Source organism: Streptomyces sp. NPDC058773, assembly GCF_042746015.1.
Classification (GTDB): domain Bacteria; phylum Actinomycetota; class Actinomycetes; order Streptomycetales; family Streptomycetaceae; genus Streptomyces.
In genome coordinates this window covers 13,304-33,305 of record NZ_JBHYPE010000049.1, presented here as the reverse complement: position 1 = coordinate 33,305, position 20,002 = coordinate 13,304, and the positions used below count along the sequence as shown (strand labels likewise).

Genomic DNA, 20,002 nt, shown 5'->3' with positions numbered 1-20,002 from the left:
CGGCACAGCATGGCAGGGGGGCGGGTGGTGGCGCGAATCACCTGGTGCGGCTCTTTTCGCCTCGTTCTCGGCCGGTAGATTCGAAGCTCGCTGAACTGATCAGTAGCCAATCAGTTCTGAAACTTGTTCTAGATTACCGCCAGCGGTTACGCTCCGGCGAAAGTCCAGTGAGAAGGGGGCCGAGCGTGACCGCAGAGGCCGTCCAGGCAGCCGCGCCTCGCCCCGCAGAGGCCTCCCCGGCCTCCGCCCCGACGAACGGCGAGCGTCCCCTGCGGATCGCGATGCTCACGTATAAGGGGAACCCGTTCTGCGGCGGCCAGGGCGTCTACGTACGCCACCTCTCGCGCGAACTGGCCCGCCTCGGCCACACCGTCGAGGTCATCGGCGCCCAGCCCTACCCCGTCGTCGACGACGGGGTGACCCTGACCGAGGTGCCCAGCCTCGACCTCTACCGCCAGCCCGACCCGTTCCGTACGCCGAAGCGCGGCGAGTACCGCGACTGGATCGACGCCCTTGAGGTCGGCACGATGTGGACCGGCGGCTTCCCCGAGCCGCTGACCTTCTCGCTGCGGGCCCGGCGCCATCTTGCCGCCCGCCGCGGCCAGTTCGACGTGGTCCACGACAACCAGACCCTCGGCTACGGCCTGCTCGGCGGCACCGGCGCGCTCGGCGCCCCGCTCGTCACCACCATCCACCACCCCATCACCGTCGACCGCCGGCTCGACCTGGCGGCCGCCGACGGCTGGAAGCGCCGGGCCTCCGTGCGCCGCTGGTACGGCTTCACCCGGATGCAGAAGCGGGTGGCCCGGCGGCTGCCGTCCGTGCTGACCGTCTCCGGCTCCTCCCGCCAGGAGATCGTCGACGACCTCGGGGTGTCCGCCGACCGCATCCACGTGGTGCACATCGGCGCCGACACCGACCTGTTCGCGCCGGATGCCTCGGTGCCCGAGGTGCCGGGCCGGATCGTCACCACCTCCAGCGCCGACGTCCCCCTCAAGGGACTGATCCACCTCGTCGAGGCGCTCGCCAAGGTGCGCACCGAGCACCCCGACGCGCATCTGGTGGTCGTCGGCAAGCGCGCCGACGACGGGCCGGTCGCCGCCGCCATCGAGCGGCTCGGGCTGTCCGGCGCCGTCGAGTTCGTCAAGGGCATCAGTGACCCCGAACTCGTCGACCTGGTGCGCAGCGCCCAGATCGCCTGCGTCCCCTCGCTGTACGAGGGCTTCTCGCTGCCCGCCGCCGAGGCGATGGCCACCGGCACGCCGCTGCTGGCCACCACGGGCGGCGCCATCCCCGAGGTCGCCGGACCGGACGGTGAGACCTGTCTCGCGGTGCCCCCGGGGGACGCCGGTGCGCTGGCGGGCGGCCTGCTCCGCCTCCTGGGCGACGAGACGCTGCGCCGCCGGCTCGGCGCGGCCGGCCGGGAGCGGGTGCTGGCCCGCTTCACCTGGCGGCAGGCCGCCCTCGGCACCGCCGAGCGCTACCGCGAGGCCATCGCCCGCCAGGGCGGCCGCTCCCTCCCCCGGAGAGCGTCCGCAGAAGCCGCCGGCACCGCCTCCGCGCCGAGCCCGGCCGGCCGCGGCTAGCGGCCGGCCGGCCGGCCCGTACTCCTTCCGCAGCCAAACCGCCACCAACCGCCGGACGAAAGCAGAACGCCGTGCTGACCGTCGACTTTTCCCGCTTCCCGCTCGCTCCGGGCGACCGCGTGCTCGACTTGGGGTGCGGCGCCGGCCGGCATGCCTTCGAGTGTTACCGGCGCGGCGCGCAGGTCGTCGCCCTCGACCAGAACAGCGACGAGATCCGCGAGGTCGCCAAGTGGTTCGCCGCGATGGAGGAGGCCGGTGAGGCACCGGCGGGTGCCTCCGCCACCGCCATGGAGGGCGACGCGCTGAACCTGCCGTTCCCCGACGACAGCTTCGACGTCGTGATCATCTCCGAGGTGATGGAGCACATCCCGGACGACAAGGGCGTGCTCGCCGAGATGGTGCGGGTGCTGCGCCCCGGCGGCCGGATCGCCGTCACCGTCCCCCGCTACGGCCCGGAGAAGGTCTGCTGGGCGCTCAGCGACGCCTACCACGAGGTCGAGGGCGGCCACATCCGCATCTACCGCGGGGACGAACTCCTCGGCAAGATACGGGAAGCCGGTCTGGAGCCGTACGGCACCCACCATGCCCATGCGCTGCACAGCCCCTACTGGTGGCTGAAGTGCGCCTTCGGGGTGGACAACGACAAGGCGCTGCCGGTGCAGGCGTACCACAAGCTGCTGGTCTGGGACATCATGAAGAAGCCGCTGGCCACCCGGCTCGCCGAGCGGGCGCTGAACCCCGTCATCGGCAAGAGCTTCGTCGTCTACGCCACCAAGCCGCAGCTGCCCGGCGAGACCGCCGCGGAGCCGGCCACCACGGAGGCGACGGGCGAGTCCGCCGACGCACCCGCCACCCCTGCTGCCGCCCCGGCCGCCGAGCCGGAGGCCGGGACCGCCGCGAAGCCCCGGAAGTCCGCACCGGCCAGCAAGTCCGGTGCCAAGTCCGGTACCGCGGCCGCCGCCAAGGCCCCCGCCGAGCCCGCCTCCCGGCGCGCCGCCAAGTCCTCCGCCAAGTCCTCCGCCGGGGCCGCCAAGTGACAAGTCCCGGGCGTACCGAACGGCTCGTCCTGCCGGGGGTGCTCACCGCGGAGCAGGCCGCCCGCACGGTGGCCGGCATCCTGGCGACCCAGCGGCCGGACGGCGCGATCCCCTGGTTCCGGGGCCACCACCTCGATCCGTGGGACCACACCGAGGCCGCCATGGCCCTGGACGCGGCCGGCGAACACGAGCGTGCCGAGGCCGCGTACGACTGGCTGGTGCGGCACCAGAACCCGGACGGGTCCTGGTACGCGGCCTACGACGACGGCGACGCCGAAGCCCCCACCGACCGCGGCCGGGAGACCAACTTCTGCGCGTACCTCGCGGTCGGCGTCTGGCACCACTACCTGTCCACCGGGGATGACACCTTCCTCGACCGGATGTGGCCGGCGGTCCACGCCGCGACCGAGTTCGTCCTGGGGCTCCAGCAGCCCGGCGGCGAGATCGGCTGGAAGCGCGAGGACGACGGCACCCCCGTCAACGACGCGCTGCTGACCGGCTCGTCCTCCATCTACCAGGCGCTGCGCTGCGCACTGGCGCTCGCCGAGCAGCGCGAGGAGCCGCAGCCCGACTGGGAGCTGGCCGCCGGCCGCCTCGGCCACGCGATACGCAGCCACCCCGAGCGGTTCCTGGACAAGTCCCGCTACTCCATGGACTGGTACTACCCGATCCTCGGCGGCGCGGTCCGCGGCGCGCAGGCCCGCGAGCGCATCGACGCGGAGTGGGAGCGGTTCGTCGTGCCCGGTCTGGGCGTGCGCTGTGTGCTGCCCAACCCCTGGGTCACCGGCGGCGAGAGCGCGGAACTGGCACTCGCCCTCTGGGCGATGGGCGAGTCCGAGCGGTCCGTGCAGATCCTCAAGTGGATTCAGCACCTCCGCGCCGAGGACGGCATGTACTGGACCGGCTACGTCTTCGACGACGACGCGGTCTGGCCCCGCGAACGCACCTCCTGGACGGCCGGTTCGCTGCTGCTCGCGGTGGCCGCCCTGAGCGGTGACGAGGCCACCACCACGGTCTTCGGCGGCGAGCGGCTGCCGACCGGGCTGGCGCCCAACTGCTGCTAGGCGGGGTGCCGCCGGGGCTCGCAACGGGTCCCGGCGGCACCGGCCGCCGGGCCCGGTACCGGGACGGGGCCTGCAGACGTCGTTCCTGGCGAAATCAAGAGGCCGGGGCGGCGCCGGGCACGTACTGTCCGTCACATGACACTCCAAGGCTCCCTCACCCATGAGGAATACTGCGCCCATCTCCTCGCCGAGACCGACCGGCTCCGGGAGATCGTGCGCACCGCCGACCTCTCCGTGACCGTGCCGACCTGCCCGGACTGGACGCTGGCCGACCTCGCCCGGCACGTCGGCGGGGCACACCGCTGGGTCGGCGCGGTCGTCACCGGCCGCGCCACGGACTACGTGGACCCCGAGGGCGTCCCGGACGCCAAGGGCCCCGGCGACGACGCCGCGGAGCTGGACGCCTGGCTGGCGGACGGCGTCGAACGGACCGTGACGGCGCTGCGGGAGGCCGGGCCCGACGTGGCGGTGTGGAACTGGGCCGGTCAGGGCGGCACCGGCTTCTGGTCCCGCCGGATGGCCCACGAGACGGTGATCCACCGGATCGACGCCGCGCTCGCCGCCGGCGCCGCCTTCGACGTCCCGCCGGAGCTCGCCGCGGACTGCCTGGAGGAGTGGCTGCAGATCTGCGAACTCCCCGCCGCCCAGCAGCGGCTGGCCGAGCGCGCGGCATCCGGGGAGACCCTGTACGGCCCCGGCCGCACCCTCCACTTCCACGCCACCGACGCCCCGGCCGCACTGCACGCCGAATGGGTCCTCGACCTCACCGGCCCCGGGCCCACCCACCGCCGCGCGCACGAGAAGGCGGCGGTCGCCCTGCGCGGCCCGCTCACCGACGTGCTGTGCGTCGTCCACCGCAGGCTGCCCGCCGACAGCGACCGGGTCGAGGTGCTGGGCGACCGCGCCCTGCTCGACCTGTGGCTGAGCTGGGCGACCTTCGGGTGACCGGCCGGGCGCGGTCAGCGGTTCAGCTCGGCCAGCACCCGTAGGGTGTGCGGGTCCGGCGCGGTGACCAGCAGGTCGGTGACCGGGCCCGCGCGCCACAACTCCAGCCGCTCGGCGATCCTTTCCCGCGGACCGACCAGCGAGATCTCGTCGGCGAAGGCGTCCGGCACGGCCCGTACGGCCTCCTGTCTGCGGCCTTCGAGGAAGAGCTGCTGCACCCGGCGGGCCTCCTCCTCGAAGCCCATCCGCGCCATCAGGTCCGCGTGGAAGTTCTTGGCCGCGTGGCCCATCCCGCCGATGTAGAAGCCCAGCATCGCCTTGACCGGGAGCAGCCCCTCGGCGACGTCGTCGCAGACCGCGGCGCGGGCCATGGGGGCGATGAGAAAGCCCTCCGGGGCCCCGGCCAGCGACGCCCGGTAGACCTCGGTGCGCTGCGGTGACCAGTACAGCGGCAGCCAGCCGTCGGCGATCCGGGTGGTCTGGGCGATGTTCTTGGGCCCTTCCGCACCGAGCAGAAGGGGGAGGCCGGCGCGCAGCGGGTGGGTGATGGGCTTGAGGGGTTTGCCGAGGCCGGTGCCGTCCGGGCCGCGGTAGGGGTGCGGGTGGAAGACCCCGTCCGCCTGCACCGGCCCTTCCCGGCGCAGCACTTGGCGGATCACGTCCACGTACTCGCGGGTCGCGGTCAGCGGACTCTTGGGGAACGGCCGCCCGTACCACCCCTCGACGACCTGCGGCCCGGACAGCCCCAGCCCCAACAGCAGCCGGCCGCCGGAGAGATGGTCGAGGGTGAGCGCGTGCATCGCGGTGGCGGTGGGGGTGCGGGCCGCCATCTGCGCGATACCGGTGCCCAGTCTGATCCGGGAGGTGTGGGCGGCGATCCAGGTGAGGGCGGTGAACACGTCCGAGCCCCAGGCCTCCGCGGTCCACACCGAGTCGTAGCCCAGGCGCTCGGCCTCCCGGGCGAGTTCGAGGTGCCGGGGGTCGGGGCCGCGGCCCCAGTAGCCCAGTGCCAGACCGAGTCGCATACCGATCGCCCCTCTCGGCGGACGGATGTCTGTTGACGAGCGTGACCAGTGCCGACTACTTGCTGACGGTGCGTCAGGTGAGTGGAGTGACTGTACGGCCGGGGCGTGGGCAGCGCAACGGCCCCCCGCCCGTAGGGGCGAGGGGCCGGGAAAGGACCGCTGGGTGTCCGGTGTCAGCCGCGCTGGATGCCGGTGGTGTCCTGCAGCACGCCGCGCCGGCCGTCCTGGGTCTGCGCGACCAGGGCCGGGCCGCGCTGGTCCACCGCCAGGTACCAGGTGCCGGGGGCCAGTTCGGCGATCGGCGCGGGGGAGCCGTCCTCGCCGTACAGCGGGCGGGCGACGGGCACCGCGAACCAGAACGGGGCGAACTCCGCCGGGACGCCTACCGCCTGGGTCACTCCGGCCGGGCCGCCGGCCGTGCCGTCCGCCGCCGGCGCCTGCTGGCCGTGCGGCTGGGCGGCCTGCGGCTGCTGCTGGCCGCCACCGGGGTAGCCGTAGCCCTGGCTCGCCTGCTGCTGTGCGCCGGGGTAGCCGTAACCCGGGTTGGGGCCGGCCCCGTAGGGGGTGGCGGCCTGCGGCTTCGGGGCGCCGATCAGGGCGACTTGGAGGGGCGGGAGGAGCGGGCCGGCGATGGCGCCACCGGCCAGGAGCAGGGCGGCGATCAGCCCGATGATGAGGCCGGGACCGGCGCTGGGGACCTGGATGAGGGTCCAGAACGCCGTCCACGCGGCGAACACGGTGAGGGCGACGCCGAACTGGCCGAGGTCGAGACCGGCGACCTTGCGCGCCTGCGGCAGCGCCCGGCTGACGATGATGATCGCCGCGCCGATCACCCCGGCCAGATAGATGCTCATCAGGACGGCCACCGAACTCCAGGCGTTGGCGCCGGCGTAGTCCTGGGCCTGGCAGTATTTGGCGAGCGCTCCGGAGCAGTCCGGGCTGCCGGCGGCAGAGAGGAACGAGGCGATGAACAGCAACACCGCTGCTCCGATCACCACGCCGTCGCCTCGAGTGAGGGAGCGGATGTTCACGTAAGGGTCCTTTGTCGGTTTCGTGGTCCGGTCGTTGCTGTCGCGGTGCGCCCGTGCGAGGCACGGCGGTGGGCACCCATCGTAAAGGGGAACCTGTCGCCGAATCCGGCGGCCCGTCCTGTTTGTTTCCGCGCGCTATCGGTATGTCGTAACGGACCGGGTATCGGGTGAGTTCCGGAGCCGGTTCGGTGCTCCGGTCAGTGCACCAAGAAGTCCGTAATGCCCTCGGTGATCCCGCGGGCCGCTTTTTGCCGCCAGTGGGCGTCGGTCAATTGCGCGGCGTCCTTCGGGTCGCGCATATTGCCGCACTCGATGAACACCTTCGGCACCGTGGAGAGGTTGAGGCCGCCGAGATCGGAGCGCTTGTCGAGTCCGGTGCCGTGGCCGATGTAATTGGAGGGCTCGCTTCCGGTTATCGCGCGGAACCGGTCGGCCAGTCCCTCGCCCAACTGCCGTGAGGGCCCGGCGATCGCGGCGGTGTCGGCCGGTCCGGCCGTGACGCGGGCGGGCAGGATCACGTGGAAGCCGCGGTTGCCGGTGCCGGAACCGTCGGCGTGGAGGGACAGTGCGGCATCGGCGTGCGCCTTGTTCCCGATCTCCGCACGCTTGTCCACGCACGGCCCGTAGGGGCGGTCGCCGTCCTGGGTGAGGACGACCTTCGCCCCCTCGGCCCGGAGGAGCGTACGCGCCCGGCGGGCGACGTCCAGGGTGAAGGACGCCTCGGCGTAACCGTCGTTGGTGGAGGTGCCGGTGGTGTCGCACTCCTTGCGGTCGTTGCCGATGTCGACCTGCCGGGCGATCTCCCGGCCGTGCTCGTTGTTGTGCGGGTTGTGACCGGGGTCGATCACCACGACCTTGCCCTTGAGGCGGTCGTGCGGGGCGTCGCCCTTGCCGCCCTTGTCGCTTTTGCCGCCGGGGGCGTGGCTGTCGCCGGGGCCGGTCGCGCCCCCGGCGGCGTCGTGCGCCGGGTCGCTCGGCGCGGGCTTCCCGGCGCCGGGCCAGCCGTGGCCGCCCGCCGAGCGCCAGGCCAGCCAGCCACCCCCCAGGCCGGCGACCACCACGGCGGCCAGGACTACGAGGAGGGTGCCGCGCAGGCGGCGGGGCGGAGGGAGAGAACTGCCGTTCGACACGTTGGCGATCGTAGCCCGCTCAGATGCCCGGTCCGGTGCGCCGCAGAACGTGCAGCGAGCGATGGGCCGAGACCTCGGTGAAGGCGCCGGACTCCAGGGCCCTGCGGTAGATGCGGTACGGGGCCTGGCCGCCGTCCGCCGGGTCCGCGAAGACGTCGTGGATGACCAGCAGTCCGTCGGGCGCGACATGCGGCGCCCAGCCCTCGTAGTCGGCGGTGGCGTGCTCGTCGGTGTGCCCGCCGTCGATGAAGACCAGTCCCACCGGGGCCTGCCAGACCGCCGCGGCCTGCGGGGACCGGCCCACCAGGGCGATCACCTGGTCCTCCAGGCCCGCGGCGTGCAGGGTGCGGCGGAAGGTGGGCAGCGTGTCCATCCGGCCGACCTCGGGGTCGACGACGGCCGGGTCGTGGTACTCCCAGCCGGGCTGCTGCTCCTCGCTGCCCCGGTGGTGGTCCACGGTGACGGCGACGACCCCGGCGGTGCGCGCGGCGTCGGCGAGCAGGATCGTGGACCGGCCGCAGTAGGTGCCGACCTCCACCAGCGGCAGCCCGAGCGTCGCCGCCTCGGCCGCCGCCGCGTACAGGGCGAGGCCCTCGTCCACGGGCATGAAGCCCTTCGCCGCCTCGAACGCGGCGAGTATCTCCGGCTGCGGAGCGGTCGGAGCCGTGGGAGCGGGCATGGGCTTCCTCCTGTGGTGCGGTCAGGGGCTCATCGTGCCGTACGGGGCGGCGCGGGTGGTGTGCGGGTGTCCCGGTGCGCGGCATTCGGATATCGGAACGGCGGTTCGTATTTCCGTGCCGGGAGGCGGGCAGTTCCTGTCGGTTCCCGCAGTGTCGGTTCCCGCCGGGTTCCGGTGCGTTCCCGGACTGTTCCCGCCGTTTTGGCGCCGGCGGTTTCCGTGAGGCCCGAAGGCGGCGAATTCCGGAGGCGCGGGAGTCGCGGGAGTTGCGGGGGCCGGGGGAGGCGAAGGGGGTGGAAACGGAGAGGTGGAAGGGGGGGAAACCGGGGAAGCGGAAGGGGGCGGAAATGCGTTCGCGACGGCGGAATTCATCGGACCGTCTCCTGTTCGCATCCGAACCGTTTCCCGGGGAATGCCGGGTGGTTGCTGTGGGGTCCGGCCGGTCCTTGCCGGGGCGGGGTGGACCTGATCGGCGGTGGAGGGCTCGGGGGCTCCGAGGGGCCGGGTCCCCGAGGGTGTGGGCCCTCGCCGGCCGGGGCGGGTGCCGCGGGCTCCCGGGCGGTGTGCCCGACGCCATGTAATTCTGACCTTCCGTCAGAATGCAACGTGTTCTAGCCTGCCCCGCATGGGCATCGGAATCACACCGGAACACCGTGACCTGGCCGAGGCGGCGGGCGGCTGGGCCACACGGACCATGCCGCCCGAAGCGGTGCGCAAGCTGCTCGACACCGCGCCCGCGCGCCCCGGGCGGCCCGCGTACTGGGACGGCCTCGCCGCCCAGGGCCTGCTCGGGCTCCATCTGCCCGAGGCCGACGGCGGCGGGGGCGGCGAACTGCTCGATCTCGCCGTCGTGCTGGAGGAATGGGGCCGTGCCGCGTTCCCCGGCCCCTATCTGCCCACCACCCTCGCCGCCGCCCTCCTGCACCGCGGCGGAGCCCCGGCCCTCGTACGGGACCTCGCCACCGGCACCCGCATCGGCGCCGTCGCGCTCGGCGCGGGTTCACTCACCGCCGTCGAACGCCCCGGCGGCTACGTCCTGGACGGCACCGCGCCCCCGGTCCTGGCCGGCGCCGACGCGGATCTGATCGTGCTGGCCGCGGAGGTCGTCGCGGAAGCGGAGGGCGGGGAAGCGGACGGTGCGGGAGCGGCGGCGGGTGCCGGAGAGGCGGCGCGCGCCGGGGGAGCGGCCGGCGTCGGCGGGGCGGCGGACGGTCCCGTTCGGGGTGGCCGCCCCGGTGAGACGGTCTGGCTGGCCGTCGACGCCGCCTCGTTGACCGTACGTGTCCAGGAGAGCGCCGACCCGACCCGGCCGACCGCCGAGGTGAGCGCGGACGGAGTGCCGGTGCCCCGCGAGCGGCGGCTCGGCGTCGACGGTGATCTGGTCCGCGATCTGGCCGGGGTGCTGTGGGCCGCCGAGAGCTGCGGCACGGCCGCGTGGGCGCTGCGCACCGCCGCCGAATACGCCGCCGTGCGCGAGCAGTTCGGCCGCCCCATCGGCCAGTTCCAGGCGGTCAAACACCTCTGCGCCGACATGCTCGTCCGCTACGAGCAGGCCGCCGCCCTGGTCTGGGACGCGGCCCGCGCCCTGCACGAGCCGTCCGCGGTCCGCGGACTGGTCGCGGCGCTGGCCACCGCGACCGCCCTGGACGCCGCCGTCAGCTGCGCCAAGGACTGCCTCCAGATCCTCGGCGGCATCGGCTTCACCTGGGAACACGACGTCCATCTCCATCTGCGGCGGGCGACCGTCGCCCGTCAGCTGCTCGGCGGCGGCGACACCCACCGGCAGCGCGCCGCCCGGCTCGCAGCCGACGGTGCCCGGCGCCCCCTGCACCTCGAACTCCCCGCCGCAGCCACGGAGTTCCGGGACGCGGCCCGGACCGTCATCGACGGCGTCCGCGGCCTCGACCCCGCCGCCGTGCGCCGCGCACTGGCCCCCACCGGCTACGCCGCCCCGCACCTCCCCGCGCCCCACGGGCTGGGCGCGGGCCCCGTGCAACAGCTCGCGATCCAGCAGGAGCTGGCGGCCGCCGGGGTCCGGATCAGCGATCTGGGCATCGCCACCTGGGTCGTCCCCTCGCTGATCGCCCATGGCACCGCGGAGCAGCGGGAGCGCTATCTGCTGCCGTCGCTGCGCGGCGATCTGCTCTGGTGCCAGCTGTTCTCCGAACCCGAGGCCGGTTCGGACCTGGCCGCCCTGCGCACCCGCGCCGAGCGGACGGCGGACGGCGGCTGGCGGATCAACGGCCAGAAGGTGTGGACCTCGGCCGCGCAGGGTGCGAGTCACGGCATCCTGCTGGCCCGCACGAACCCGGACGCGCCCAAGCACAAGGGGCTGACTTTCTTCCTCGTGGACATGATGGCCCCGGGCATCGACGTCCGCCCGCTGAAGGAGATCACCGGCGACTCGCTCTTCAACGAGGTCTACTTCGACGAGGTGCTGCTGCCGGCCGACGCGGTGGTCGGCGAGGTCGACAACGGCTGGAAGGTCGCCCGCACCACCCTGGACAACGAACGCGTCCACATGGCCGACCAGTTGACCTTCGACACCGGCCTGTCGGCGCTGCTGGACCGGGCGGCCGGGCTGGACGGATCGGTGCGGGCGCGGGTGGGGGCGCTGGCCGCCGAGGCGCACGCGCTGGGCTGCATCGGGCTGCGCACCACGCTCCAGCAGGTGTCGGGGCTGGAGCCGGGCGCCGGTGCCAGCATCCGCAAGCTGGTGCAGACCCCGCACCAGCAGAAGGTCGCCGAGCTGGCGCTGGAGCTGCTCGGCCCGGCCGGCGCGGTGCGGGAAGGGGCCGGCGAACGGGCGCTGCACGGCTTCCTGATGTCGCGCTGTCTGACCATCGCCGGGGGTACCACCCAGGTGCAGCTCAACGTCGTCGCGGAGCGGCTGCTGGGCCTGCCCCGCGACCCGGAGCCCCGCCCCCTGATCTGACCCCCTCCGCGCCCTTCCGGTTCCGCTCTGACTCCTTTCTGACTCCCCGGACTCGGCCACCTCCAGGAGGACACATATGGCTGGCAAGGCGTACATCGTCGGCGTCGGGATGACCCGCTTCGAGAAGCCCGAGACCCGTGAGTGGCAGTACTGGGACATGGCGAAGGAGGCGGGCGGCAGGGCGCTCGCGGACGCCGGGATCGGCTACGAGGCGGTCGAGCAACTGCCGGTCGGCTACTGCTACCAGGCCTCGACGGCCGGCCAGCGCGCCGCCTACGAACTGGGCCTGACCGGCATCCCCGTCTACAACGTCAACAACAACTGCGCGACCGCCTCGACCGCGCTGATGATGGCCCGCCAGTTCGTCGGCTCGGGTCTCAACGACTGTGTCCTGGCCCTGGGCTTCGAGAAGATGAAGCGGGGCGCGCTGGGCGGCGGCGCGGACAGCGGTGATTTCAGCACCTCGCCGGTCGCGCGCCACTACGGGGTGATGGCCGCCGCCCACGGCTTCGAGATGACCCCGCCCACCGCCCAGATCTTTGGCAACGCGGCCCGGGAGCACATGGAGCGCTACGGCACCACCGCCGAACAGCTCGCCGCCGTCGGCGCCAAGAACCACCGCCACTCCCCCCACAACCCGAACGCCCAGTTCCAGGACGTCTACACGGTCGAGGAGGTCCTCGCCGCCAAGACCATCCACCGGCCGCTGACCAAGCTCCAGTGCTCGCCGACCTCCGACGGGGCGGCCGCGGCGGTGGTCGCCTCCGAGCGGTTCGTCAGGGAACACGGGCTGGCCAACCGGGCGGTGGAGATCGTCGCACAGGCCATGACGACGGACACCGAGGAGAGTTTCGCGAGCGGTTCCTGCATCGATGTCGTCGGCAAGCCGATGTCCCGGGCCGCGGCCCGGCAGGTGTACGCGGCCGCCGGGCTCGGCATCGAGGACGTGGACGTCATCGAGCTGCACGACTGCTTCTCGGTCAATGAGCTGCTGACCTATGAGGCGTTGGGCATGTGCCCGGACGGGGAGTCGGGGAAGCTGGTCGCCGACGGCGCCACGACCTACGGGGGCCGCTGGGTGGTCAATCCGTCCGGCGGCCTGATCTCCAAGGGGCATCCGCTGGGCGCGACGGGCCTGGCGCAGGCCGCCGAGCTGGTCTGGCAGCTGCGCGGCACCGCGGGCGAACGCCAGGTCCCCGGCGCCCGGGTCGGCCTGGCCCACAACATCGGCCTGGGCGGCGCCGCGGTGGTGACGATGCTGAGGCGGTGAGGCGGTGGGGCGGTGGGGCGGTGGGGCGGTGGGGCGGTGAGGTGGTGAGGTGGTGAGGCGGTGGGGCGGTGAGGCGGTGAGCCAATGCGCCGGTGAGCCCGTGGGTGAGGCGATGCGGGGGTGCCGGCTCGGCGGGTGTGCGTTAACTTGCATTGCGTGGTGGGTAGTTGGCCTCCCGGGGGCCCTCTCAACCCCTAGGGGCCCAGCCCCCTCGCCCCCTAAGGCCCCACCCCGCAAGGCGCCCGCACCCTTCAAGCTCCCCGCCCGCCGCCCCGTACGCCCACCCCCTGGACTTCCGGCCTAAGTCTCCTGTCAGGTGGTTCATGCAGCGATATACCGATGCGCGATGCGAGCGACGAATGCGAGCATGGTCGGCATGCCGCCGATAGCCACCTCTGCGACCCTGCCCGAAACCGCGCGCAGGAGGGCGGCGCCCCCGGCCTGGCTGGTGATGCTGCTGGTCTGCTCCGGGCAGTTCCTGGTCGTCCTGGACGTCTCCGTGGTGAATGTGGCGCTGCCCGCCATGAGCACGGGTCTGGGGCTGAGCGAACTGGGCCTCCAGTGGATCGTCAACGCCTACGTCATCACCTTCGCGGGCTTCATGCTGCTCGGCGGCCGGGCCGCCGACCTCTTCGGCCGCAAGCGGATCTTCGTGCTGGGGCTGGCGCTGTTCACGGTCGCGAGCCTGGGAGGCGGGCTGGCGCAGCAGCCCTGGCAGCTGATCGCGGCCCGTACGGTCCAGGGCATCGGCGCGGCCGTGCTCGCACCGGCCACCCTCACCATTCTGACCACGTCGTTCCCGGCCGGCCCGGCCCGTACCCGCGCCATCGCCACGTGGACGGCGGTCGGCGCCGGCGGCGGCGCGGCGGGTGGCCTGGTGGGCGGGGTGCTCACCGAATTCCTGTCGTGGCGCTGGGTGTTGCTGATCAATGTGCCGACCGGGGCGCTGGTGCTGTGCGGTGCGGTGCTGTGGCTCACCGAGAGCCGGCAGGGTGCCGGGCGGCGGCTCGATGTGCCCGGTGCACTGCTGGTGACGGCCGGGCTCGGGCTGGTGGCCTACGGGATCGTGCAGACCGAGACGGACGGCTGGAGGTCGCTGTCCGCGCTGCTGCCGCTGGCGGCCGGGCTGGTGGTGGTCGCGGTCTTCCTCGCCGTGGAGGCGCGCGCCAAGGCGCCGCTGATGCCGCTGGGGCTCTTCCGGCTGCGCTCGGTCTCCTCGGCGAACGGGGCGATGGTGCTGTCCGGCGCGGCGATGTTCTCCATGTGGTACTTCCTGTCCCTCTACGTGCAGAACGTGCTGGGTTACCGGCCGCTGGAGGCCGGGCTCTCCTTCATCCCCCATTCGCTGTCCATCGTCCTGGGCTCCAAGATCGCGCCACGGCTGATGAACCGGGTGGGCGCCAAGCCACTGGCCGTCACCGGTGCGGTGATCTCCGCCTGCGGCATGGTCTGGCAGGGCACGATGGACGTCGACGGCACCTACCTCGGCACCATCCTCGGGCCCGGCATCCTGATGGCGCTGGGTGCGGGGCTGACCGCCACTCCGATCGCCTCGATCGCGACCGCCGGGGCCGACCCCGCCGACCAGGGCCTGGTCTCCGGCCTGATCAACACCTCCCGCCAGATGGGCGGCGCGCTGGGGCTGTCGGTACTGTCCACCGTCGCCGCGGCCCGGATCGAGACGGGCCACGGCCCGAAGGCCCTCGCGGACGGCTACGGGCTGGCCTTCCAGGTCGGCTCGGTGGTCCTGCTCGGCAGCATTCTGCTGATGCTCTTCGCACTGCCGCAGCGACGGGCGGATACGACGAGCGGCTGACGGCGGGGCCCGGTGGCGGTCGGCGTCGGCCGGATGGGGTGGGATGTGGGTGTGGGTGTGCGGGCCGGGACTTGAGCTTCCCCGTCCGGCCGTGCCCTCCCCAACGAACCGCGTGCGCGGCGGGCGTTCGTCGCGAGCCGTACGGGATTGCGCGGGCGCGCAACTACAGCCAGCCGTTCTGCCGGGCCGCCCGTACTGCCTCCATGCGGTTGCGGGTGCCGGTCTTGCCGATGGCTGCGGAGAGGTAGTTGCGGACGGTGGCCCGGGAGAGGTGGAGGCGGCCGGCGATGTCGGCGACCGTGGCGCCGTCCACGGCGGCGGTGAGGACATCGCGCTCCCGCTGGGTCAGCGGATTGGGGCCGGCGCTCAGCGCTGCCGCGGCGAGGCCGGGGTCGATGACCCGTTCGCCGGCCAGCACCCGGCGGATCGCCGCCGCCAGCTCCTCCACCGGGCCGTCCTTCACCAGGAAGCCCGACGCCCCGGCCTCCATGGCGCGGCGCAGATAGCCGGGGCGGCCGAACGTCGTCACGATCAGCACCTTGCAGGACGGCAGTTGTTCGCGCAGATCGGCCGCGGCGTCCAGACCGCTGCGGCCGGGGAGCTCGATGTCCAGGAGGGCGATATCGGGGCGCGCTTCGAGGGCGGCGGCAACGATCCGGTCGCCCGCCGCGACCTGCGCCACCACCTGCATATCCGCTTCCAGGTCGAGCAGCAGCGCCAGCGCGCCCCGCATCATTCCCTGGTCCTCCGCCAGCAGGACCTTGATCACCTGGTCCACTCCTCCACATCCGCCATATCGCCCGTGCCGACCGGGAGTTCGGCCGTGACCCGGAAGCCGTGCCGGCCGTCCGGGCCGCTCCGTAGTGTTCCGCCCGCCGCGGCCAGGCGCTCGGCCAGCCCCTTCAGCCCGGTGCCACCCACCGGCCCCGGGCGGTCGGCCGGCGCCCCGCCGCTGTCGGCACGGTCCGTGGCGCCCAGAGGGGCCCAGCCACCGGTGTCGTCCGTGGGCGCCGGGCCGCCCGTGCCGTCCGCACGGCCCGAGCCGCCGGCACCGTCCGAACCGGCCCGGCTGCCGGTGCCGTCCGAAGAGGCCCGGCCACCGGTGCCGTCCGAAGCGGCCCGGCCACCGGTGCCGTCCGAAGCGGCAGCTCCACCCGTACCGTCCGAAGCCGAAGCCCCACCGATGCCGCCCGCGACAGATATGCGGCCGGCCTCCCGGCCACTGCCCCCGTCTCCGGGCCCGCGTCCGTATACGTGTCCCTCCTCAACCCCCTCCCCCTCCCCCTCGCCACCGCGCCCAGGCACCCGGTCGCGGAGCCAGCTCAGGCCAGGGGCGGTGGCAGCGGCGGCGGGCAGGGGGCCGCGGCCGTCGTCCGTGATGGTGAGACGGACCCGCTCCTCGTCGGCGTGTACCGCGATCTCGCAGCGGGTGGCGCCGCTGTGCCGGACGGTGTTGGTGACGCCCTCGCGGACCACCCAGCCCAGCAGGGCGCCGGCCTGCGGGGGCGGCGGCGGACCGGCCTGCCGTACGGCGGGCTCGATGCCGGCAGCCTCCAGCGCCGAACGGGCCCGGTCCAGCTCGGTGGTGAGGCTGCCCTCGCGGTAGCCGGTGACCGCCTCGCGGATCTCGGTCAGCGCCTGCCGGCCGACCGCCTCGATATCGGCGGCCTGGGTGAGCGCCGCGTCCAGATTGCGGGGGGCGAGCCTGCGGACCGCCTCGGCCTTGACGACGACCACGGACAGGGTGTGACCGAGCAGGTCGTGCAGATCGCGGGAGAAGCGCAGCCGCTCCTGTTCGACGGCGCTGCGGGCCAGTTCCTGGCGGGTGGTGTTGAGCTCCTGGATGGTGTCGAACAGGCTCAGGACCGTGGACGTCACCATGCCGGACAGGAAGGTGCCGTATCCGATGCTGAACCCGCCCCACGGGTCACCGTCGTGCCAGGCAGCCAGAAATCCGGCCACCCCGCTGAGCGAGATCAGCCAGATGCCGAGCTTCCTGCCGCGCAGTGACCGGACCGTGCCGGAGGCCAGCGACAGCAGCGGGAAGAACATGAACCAGTTGCCGCCGAACCCGAGCGCGATGGCGAAGGTGACGGCGGTCAGCAGCCCCAGGGCGTACAGCGGGCGGCGGGAGAACCGCAGCCGTGGGTTGAAGGAGGTGAAGACGACGCTGATGTAGAGGGAGTTGAAGGCGAGCAGGCCGAGACCGGCCAGCCAGGGGCTGCCCGTCTTGCCCTGGATGATGTTGGAGAAGGCGCCCAGGCCGATCAGCAGCCAGGGCAGGAACGCGTACTTGCCCGGCCCGCGGCCCAGCTTCCGGCCCATGGGCCCGGTCCGAGGGGGCCGGCAGGAGCCCTCGGCGCCGTCCGCGCCGTCGGGGTCCCGCTCGCCCGCGGTCCGTCGTTGCGTGTGCTGCACTGTCGCTTCCCGGGTCTGCGCCATCGCCGGTCAGACCGTTCGTGCGGCCCGACGGTACGCGTACACCGCGTATCCGCCGAAGACTGCCAGCCAGACGGCCAGCACCGCTACCGTCGCCGGCTCCGGTGCGCTGCCGTGGGTGACGCTCCGGCCGAGCTCGGCGAAGCGGTTGCCGGGGGTCCACGCGGACAGCGAGCGCAGCCAGCCGGGGAACAGCTCGGGCGGGAACCACAGACCGCCGACGATCGACAGCAGCAGCACACAGCCCGTGTTGACCACGCCGGTGGTCTGCGCGGACAGGCCGTAGCCGTTGCCGAGACCGAGCAGGGTGAAGGGGGCGGTGCCGATCCACAGCAGCCCCGCCAGCGCCACCCACTGCCAGGCCGGCATCCGGACGTCGTTGACCAGCGCGCCCACCAGCAGGACGGCGGCGAGGCTGGGCAGCACCGTCACCGAGCCGGTCAGCCCGCGTCCCACCACCACCCGGAGGGGGCTGAGCGGCGTGATGCGCAGCTGGCGCAGCCAGCCCAGCTGCTTGTCCTCGGCGACGCCGGTGCCGGTGCCGACCGCCGAGCCCAGCGCGCCGTACGCGGCCATGCCGACCATCGCGGCGAGCTTCCACTCCGGGTCGGCGCCGCCCGGCCCCGCCCCGATGTTGGTCATCAGCACATACATCACCACCGGCATCCCGATACCGAAGAGGACGAAGCCGCGGTCGCGGAGGGTGCGGCGGACTTCGAGACGGACGTAGTCGAGCATCACACGCGCTCCTTCGCGGCCCGGGAGCCGGCGGCGGTCGCCGGGGCTTCGGGGGTGGTTTCGGCGGAGGTGAGCGCCAGGAACGCGTCCTCCAGGCTGGCGGGGGTGACCTGCAGTCCGCGGACGAGTCCGAGCCCGGCCAGGGCCAGGACCGTCGCATCGGAGTCGGCCGTCCGCAGCAGCGCGCGGTCGCCGCGCACTTCCACGGCGCTCACGCCGGGCAGTCCGGACAGTGCTCCGGTGGCCGCGCCCGCGAGGTCGAAGGAGACCCGCGAGCCGCCGGCCCGCCGCCTGATGGCCGCGCCGCTGCCGTCGGCGACCACCCGGCCGCGGTCCATCACCACAATTCGGTCGGCGTGCTCGTCCGCCTCCTCCAGATAGTGGGTGGAGAACAGGGCGGTGCGGCCGCGGCGGGTGTAGGCCCGCATGGAGTGCCAGAAGGCGCGGCGCGCCTCGACGTCCAGCGCCGCGGTCGGCTCGTCGAGCACCAGCAGTTCGGGGTTGCCGGCCAGCGCCACCGCGAAGCGGACCCGCTGGGCCTGCCCGCCGGACAGCCCGTCCACCCGCCGCCCGCCGAACTTCTCCAGGCCCGCCAGCCGCAGGGCCTCATCGACCTCCATCGGGTCCGGGTAGGTGGCGGCGACGAAGGTGAGCAGTTCGCGGACGGTGACCCGCGGGATGGCCTTGCCGTCCTGCAGCATGGCGCCCACCCGGCCCGCGCGCACCGCCGACTCCGGGGTGCCGCCGAACAGCCGGACCGTGCCCGAGCCGGGCGGCAGCAGCCCCAGCAGCATGTTGAGGGCGGTGGATTTCCCGGCGCCGTTGCGCCCGAGGAGCGCCACCGTCCCGCCCGCCGCGATCTCCAGCTCCAGCCCGTCCACGGCCCGCACCGCGCCGTAACTCCGCGTCACCCCGGAGAAGGTCACCGCCGTCGCGCCGCGCGCCCTTCCCGCCGTGCTGACCGGTCGTGTCTCCCCTGCCATGCTTCCCCCGCCTCTCGTCTGCCTGTCTTCGACGTTACGGAGCGTGGCCGCGCCGCGGCAGGGGCGAATGTGTATGAAGTCCTCTGACAAATGTCATGGTTCGGCGCGGTGAACTCGGTGAACTCGGTGAACTCGGTGAACGCAGCGCAGGTGCCGCCGGGCCGGCGCGCGGCAGAGAAGCAGGCTGCGCTGCGGGATCCGGAGCAGGGACTCGGGGCGCGGTCTCCGCCGTTCGCGCGACCCATATCTGACAATCCGTCAGGGGCCTTCCGGGTGCCGGGCGGATCGGCTATACATGAGAGCCATCGGCTAGAACGCGTTCTAGAAGTGTGCCCTGTGCGTTGTCGGAGCGCGGCCGCGCCGACCAGATACGACCCCGGCACGGTCGACGGTGCGGACGGCCGGGCCGGGGTCTTCCTCTCGTGGTGAAGGAGCCAGCAGCCCCATGCCCATCGACGCCGCCAAGGCCACCTCCGCCGAACCGCGGACCACCGAACTCGCCTGGGACCACAAGGACGTCCAGCTCTACCACCTGGGCATCGGCGCCGGCGCGGCCACCCCGGAGAACGCCCACCCGGCCACCGACCCGGACGAACTGCGCTACACCCTGGAGAGCGCACTGCACGTCCTGCCCAGCTTCGCCACAGTCGCCGGCGGGGGGATGGCGCTGGCCGGCGGGCTCTCCGCACCCGGCATCGACGTCGACCTCGCCGCGGTCCTGCACGGCGGCCAGACCGTCACCGTGCACCGCGCCCTCCCGGTGGGCGGCCGCGCCACCCAGACCTCCTCCGTCCCCGCCGTCTACGACAAGGGCAAGGCCGCCGTCATCGTGCTGCGCTCCGAAGTGGCCGACGACGACGGTCCCCTGTGGACCTGCGACACCCAGATCTTCGTCCGCGGCGAGGGCGGCTTCGGCGGCGAGCGCGGCCCCTCCAACCGGCTCGAACTCCCCGACCGCGCCCCCGACCTGAGCACCGAACGCCACATCCGCCCGGATCAGGCGCTGCTCTACCGCCTCTCCGGCGACTGGAACCCGCTGCACGCCGACCCCGGGTTCGCCAAGCTCGCCGGGTTCGACCGGCCGATCCTGCACGGGTTGTGCACCTACGGCGTCACGCTCAAGGCCGTCGTCGACACCGTCCTCGGCGGCGATGTCGCACGGGTGCGGTCCTACACGACCCGGTTCGCCGGCGTGGTCTTCCCCGGGGAGGCGCTGCGCATCCGTATGTGGCGGGAGCCCGGCCGGGTCCTGGTGTCGGTCACCGCGGCCGACCGCGAGGAGGCGCCCGTGCTGGCGGACACCGTGGTGGAGCACGGCTGAGAC

At 73.3% G+C, this 20,002-nt stretch carries 14 protein-coding genes and 2 pseudogenes; 8 read left to right on the top strand and 8 right to left on the bottom strand.

The genetic code is table 11. The features are described from left to right. Nucleotides 1-185: 185 nt before the first annotated feature. The 4 genes and pseudogenes from ACFW5B_RS29850 (at nucleotide 186) to ACFW5B_RS29835 (ending at nucleotide 4,632) form a co-directional block, all read left to right on the top strand. Nucleotides 186-1,586 carry a glycosyltransferase family 4 protein gene (locus ACFW5B_RS29850; protein ID WP_386446263.1) on the top strand — a complete coding sequence of 467 codons (1,401 nt, stop codon included), beginning with the start codon at nucleotides 186-188 and terminating at the stop codon, nucleotides 1,584-1,586. 71 nt (nucleotides 1,587-1,657) lie between these two features. Beyond that, nucleotides 1,658-2,386: pseudogene (locus ACFW5B_RS29845) on the top strand (class I SAM-dependent methyltransferase); the annotation flags it as partial. A gap of 233 nt (nucleotides 2,387-2,619) precedes the next feature. Further along, complete coding sequence (locus ACFW5B_RS29840) at nucleotides 2,620-3,687, top strand: prenyltransferase/squalene oxidase repeat-containing protein (protein WP_386446260.1); 1,068 nt, start codon at nucleotides 2,620-2,622, stop codon at nucleotides 3,685-3,687. 135 nt (nucleotides 3,688-3,822) lie between these two features. Next, nucleotides 3,823-4,632: a maleylpyruvate isomerase family mycothiol-dependent enzyme gene (locus ACFW5B_RS29835; protein WP_386446257.1), complete on the top strand. Its 810-nt coding sequence runs from the start codon at nucleotides 3,823-3,825 to the stop codon at nucleotides 4,630-4,632. A 14-nt stretch (nucleotides 4,633-4,646) separates the two neighbouring features. Here the strand turns inward: ACFW5B_RS29835 and ACFW5B_RS29830 are convergent, their stop codons facing one another. The 4 genes from ACFW5B_RS29830 to ACFW5B_RS29815 all read right to left on the bottom strand — a co-directional run bounded on the left by ACFW5B_RS29830 (nucleotide 4,647) and on the right by ACFW5B_RS29815 (nucleotide 8,497). Beyond that, nucleotides 4,647-5,657: an LLM class F420-dependent oxidoreductase gene (locus ACFW5B_RS29830; protein WP_386446254.1), complete on the bottom strand. Its 1,011-nt coding sequence runs from the start codon at nucleotides 5,655-5,657 to the stop codon at nucleotides 4,647-4,649. Nucleotides 5,658-5,830: 173 nt separating this feature from the next. After that, nucleotides 5,831-6,688: a hypothetical protein gene (locus ACFW5B_RS29825; protein WP_386446251.1), complete on the bottom strand. Its 858-nt coding sequence runs from the start codon at nucleotides 6,686-6,688 to the stop codon at nucleotides 5,831-5,833. A gap of 197 nt (nucleotides 6,689-6,885) precedes the next feature. Beyond that, the gene (locus ACFW5B_RS29820; protein WP_386446248.1) at nucleotides 6,886-7,818 is read right to left on the bottom strand and encodes an N-acetylmuramoyl-L-alanine amidase; all 933 of its coding nucleotides are present in this window, start codon (nucleotides 7,816-7,818) and stop codon (nucleotides 6,886-6,888) included. Nucleotides 7,819-7,837: 19 nt separating this feature from the next. Further along, nucleotides 7,838-8,497, bottom strand: coding sequence for a class I SAM-dependent methyltransferase (locus tag ACFW5B_RS29815; protein WP_386446245.1), 660 nt, complete (start codon nucleotides 8,495-8,497; stop codon nucleotides 7,838-7,840). A gap of 625 nt (nucleotides 8,498-9,122) precedes the next feature. On the opposite strand from ACFW5B_RS29815, the gene ACFW5B_RS29810 reads away from it, so the two are divergent. The 3 genes from ACFW5B_RS29810 to ACFW5B_RS29800 all read left to right on the top strand — a co-directional run bounded on the left by ACFW5B_RS29810 (nucleotide 9,123) and on the right by ACFW5B_RS29800 (nucleotide 14,518). After that, a complete protein-coding gene (locus ACFW5B_RS29810; RefSeq protein WP_386446242.1) occupies nucleotides 9,123-11,432 on the top strand; it encodes an acyl-CoA dehydrogenase in 2,310 nt (769 codons plus the stop codon). Nucleotides 11,433-11,508: 76 nt separating this feature from the next. Beyond that, complete coding sequence (locus tag ACFW5B_RS29805; protein WP_386446240.1) at nucleotides 11,509-12,702, top strand: lipid-transfer protein; 1,194 nt, start codon at nucleotides 11,509-11,511, stop codon at nucleotides 12,700-12,702. Between the two features lie 367 nt (nucleotides 12,703-13,069). After that, the gene (locus ACFW5B_RS29800) at nucleotides 13,070-14,518 is read left to right on the top strand and encodes an MFS transporter (RefSeq protein ID WP_386446315.1); all 1,449 of its coding nucleotides are present in this window, start codon (nucleotides 13,070-13,072) and stop codon (nucleotides 14,516-14,518) included. Nucleotides 14,519-14,681: 163 nt separating this feature from the next. Here the strand turns inward: ACFW5B_RS29800 and ACFW5B_RS29795 are convergent, their stop codons facing one another. The 4 genes and pseudogenes from ACFW5B_RS29795 to ACFW5B_RS29780 all read right to left on the bottom strand — a co-directional run bounded on the left by ACFW5B_RS29795 (nucleotide 14,682) and on the right by ACFW5B_RS29780 (nucleotide 18,678). Further along, nucleotides 14,682-15,287, bottom strand: a complete 606-nt coding sequence (locus ACFW5B_RS29795; RefSeq protein ID WP_386446237.1) for a response regulator — start codon at nucleotides 15,285-15,287, stop codon at nucleotides 14,682-14,684. A 392-nt stretch (nucleotides 15,288-15,679) separates the two neighbouring features. Then, nucleotides 15,680-16,960 (bottom strand): annotated as a pseudogene (locus ACFW5B_RS29790) (histidine kinase); the annotation flags it as partial. A gap of 6 nt (nucleotides 16,961-16,966) precedes the next feature. Next, nucleotides 16,967-17,695: an ABC transporter permease gene (locus ACFW5B_RS29785; RefSeq protein ID WP_386446234.1), complete on the bottom strand. Its 729-nt coding sequence runs from the start codon at nucleotides 17,693-17,695 to the stop codon at nucleotides 16,967-16,969. Then, nucleotides 17,695-18,678: an ABC transporter ATP-binding protein gene (locus ACFW5B_RS29780; RefSeq protein ID WP_386446231.1), complete on the bottom strand. Its 984-nt coding sequence runs from the start codon at nucleotides 18,676-18,678 to the stop codon at nucleotides 17,695-17,697. The genes ACFW5B_RS29785 and ACFW5B_RS29780 overlap by 1 nt, the downstream gene beginning before the upstream one ends. A 445-nt stretch (nucleotides 18,679-19,123) precedes the next feature. Here ACFW5B_RS29780 and ACFW5B_RS29775 point away from each other — a divergent pair, with 445 nt between their 5' ends. Then, nucleotides 19,124-19,999 carry a MaoC/PaaZ C-terminal domain-containing protein gene (locus tag ACFW5B_RS29775; protein ID WP_386446228.1) on the top strand — a complete coding sequence of 292 codons (876 nt, stop codon included), beginning with the start codon at nucleotides 19,124-19,126 and terminating at the stop codon, nucleotides 19,997-19,999. The last annotated feature ends 3 nt before the right edge of the window (nucleotides 20,000-20,002 follow it).

Coding starts and splice junctions, on each gene's coding strand:
- ACFW5B_RS29835 (WP_386446257.1), top strand. CDS start 3,823: ATGACACTCCAAGGCTCCCTCACCCATGAGGAATACTGCGCCCATCTC.
- ACFW5B_RS29830 (WP_386446254.1), bottom strand. CDS start 5,657: ATGCGACTCGGTCTGGCACTGGGCTACTGGGGCCGCGGCCCCGACCCC.
- ACFW5B_RS29815 (WP_386446245.1), bottom strand. CDS start 8,497: ATGCCCGCTCCCACGGCTCCGACCGCTCCGCAGCCGGAGATACTCGCC.
- ACFW5B_RS29810 (WP_386446242.1), top strand. CDS start 9,123: ATGGGCATCGGAATCACACCGGAACACCGTGACCTGGCCGAGGCGGCG.
- ACFW5B_RS29805 (WP_386446240.1), top strand. CDS start 11,509: ATGGCTGGCAAGGCGTACATCGTCGGCGTCGGGATGACCCGCTTCGAG.
- ACFW5B_RS29800 (WP_386446315.1), top strand. CDS start 13,070: ATGGTCGGCATGCCGCCGATAGCCACCTCTGCGACCCTGCCCGAAACC.
- ACFW5B_RS29785 (WP_386446234.1), bottom strand. CDS start 17,695: ATGCTCGACTACGTCCGTCTCGAAGTCCGCCGCACCCTCCGCGACCGC.
- ACFW5B_RS29780 (WP_386446231.1), bottom strand. CDS start 18,678: ATGGCAGGGGAGACACGACCGGTCAGCACGGCGGGAAGGGCGCGCGGC.
- ACFW5B_RS29775 (WP_386446228.1), top strand. CDS start 19,124: ATGCCCATCGACGCCGCCAAGGCCACCTCCGCCGAACCGCGGACCACC.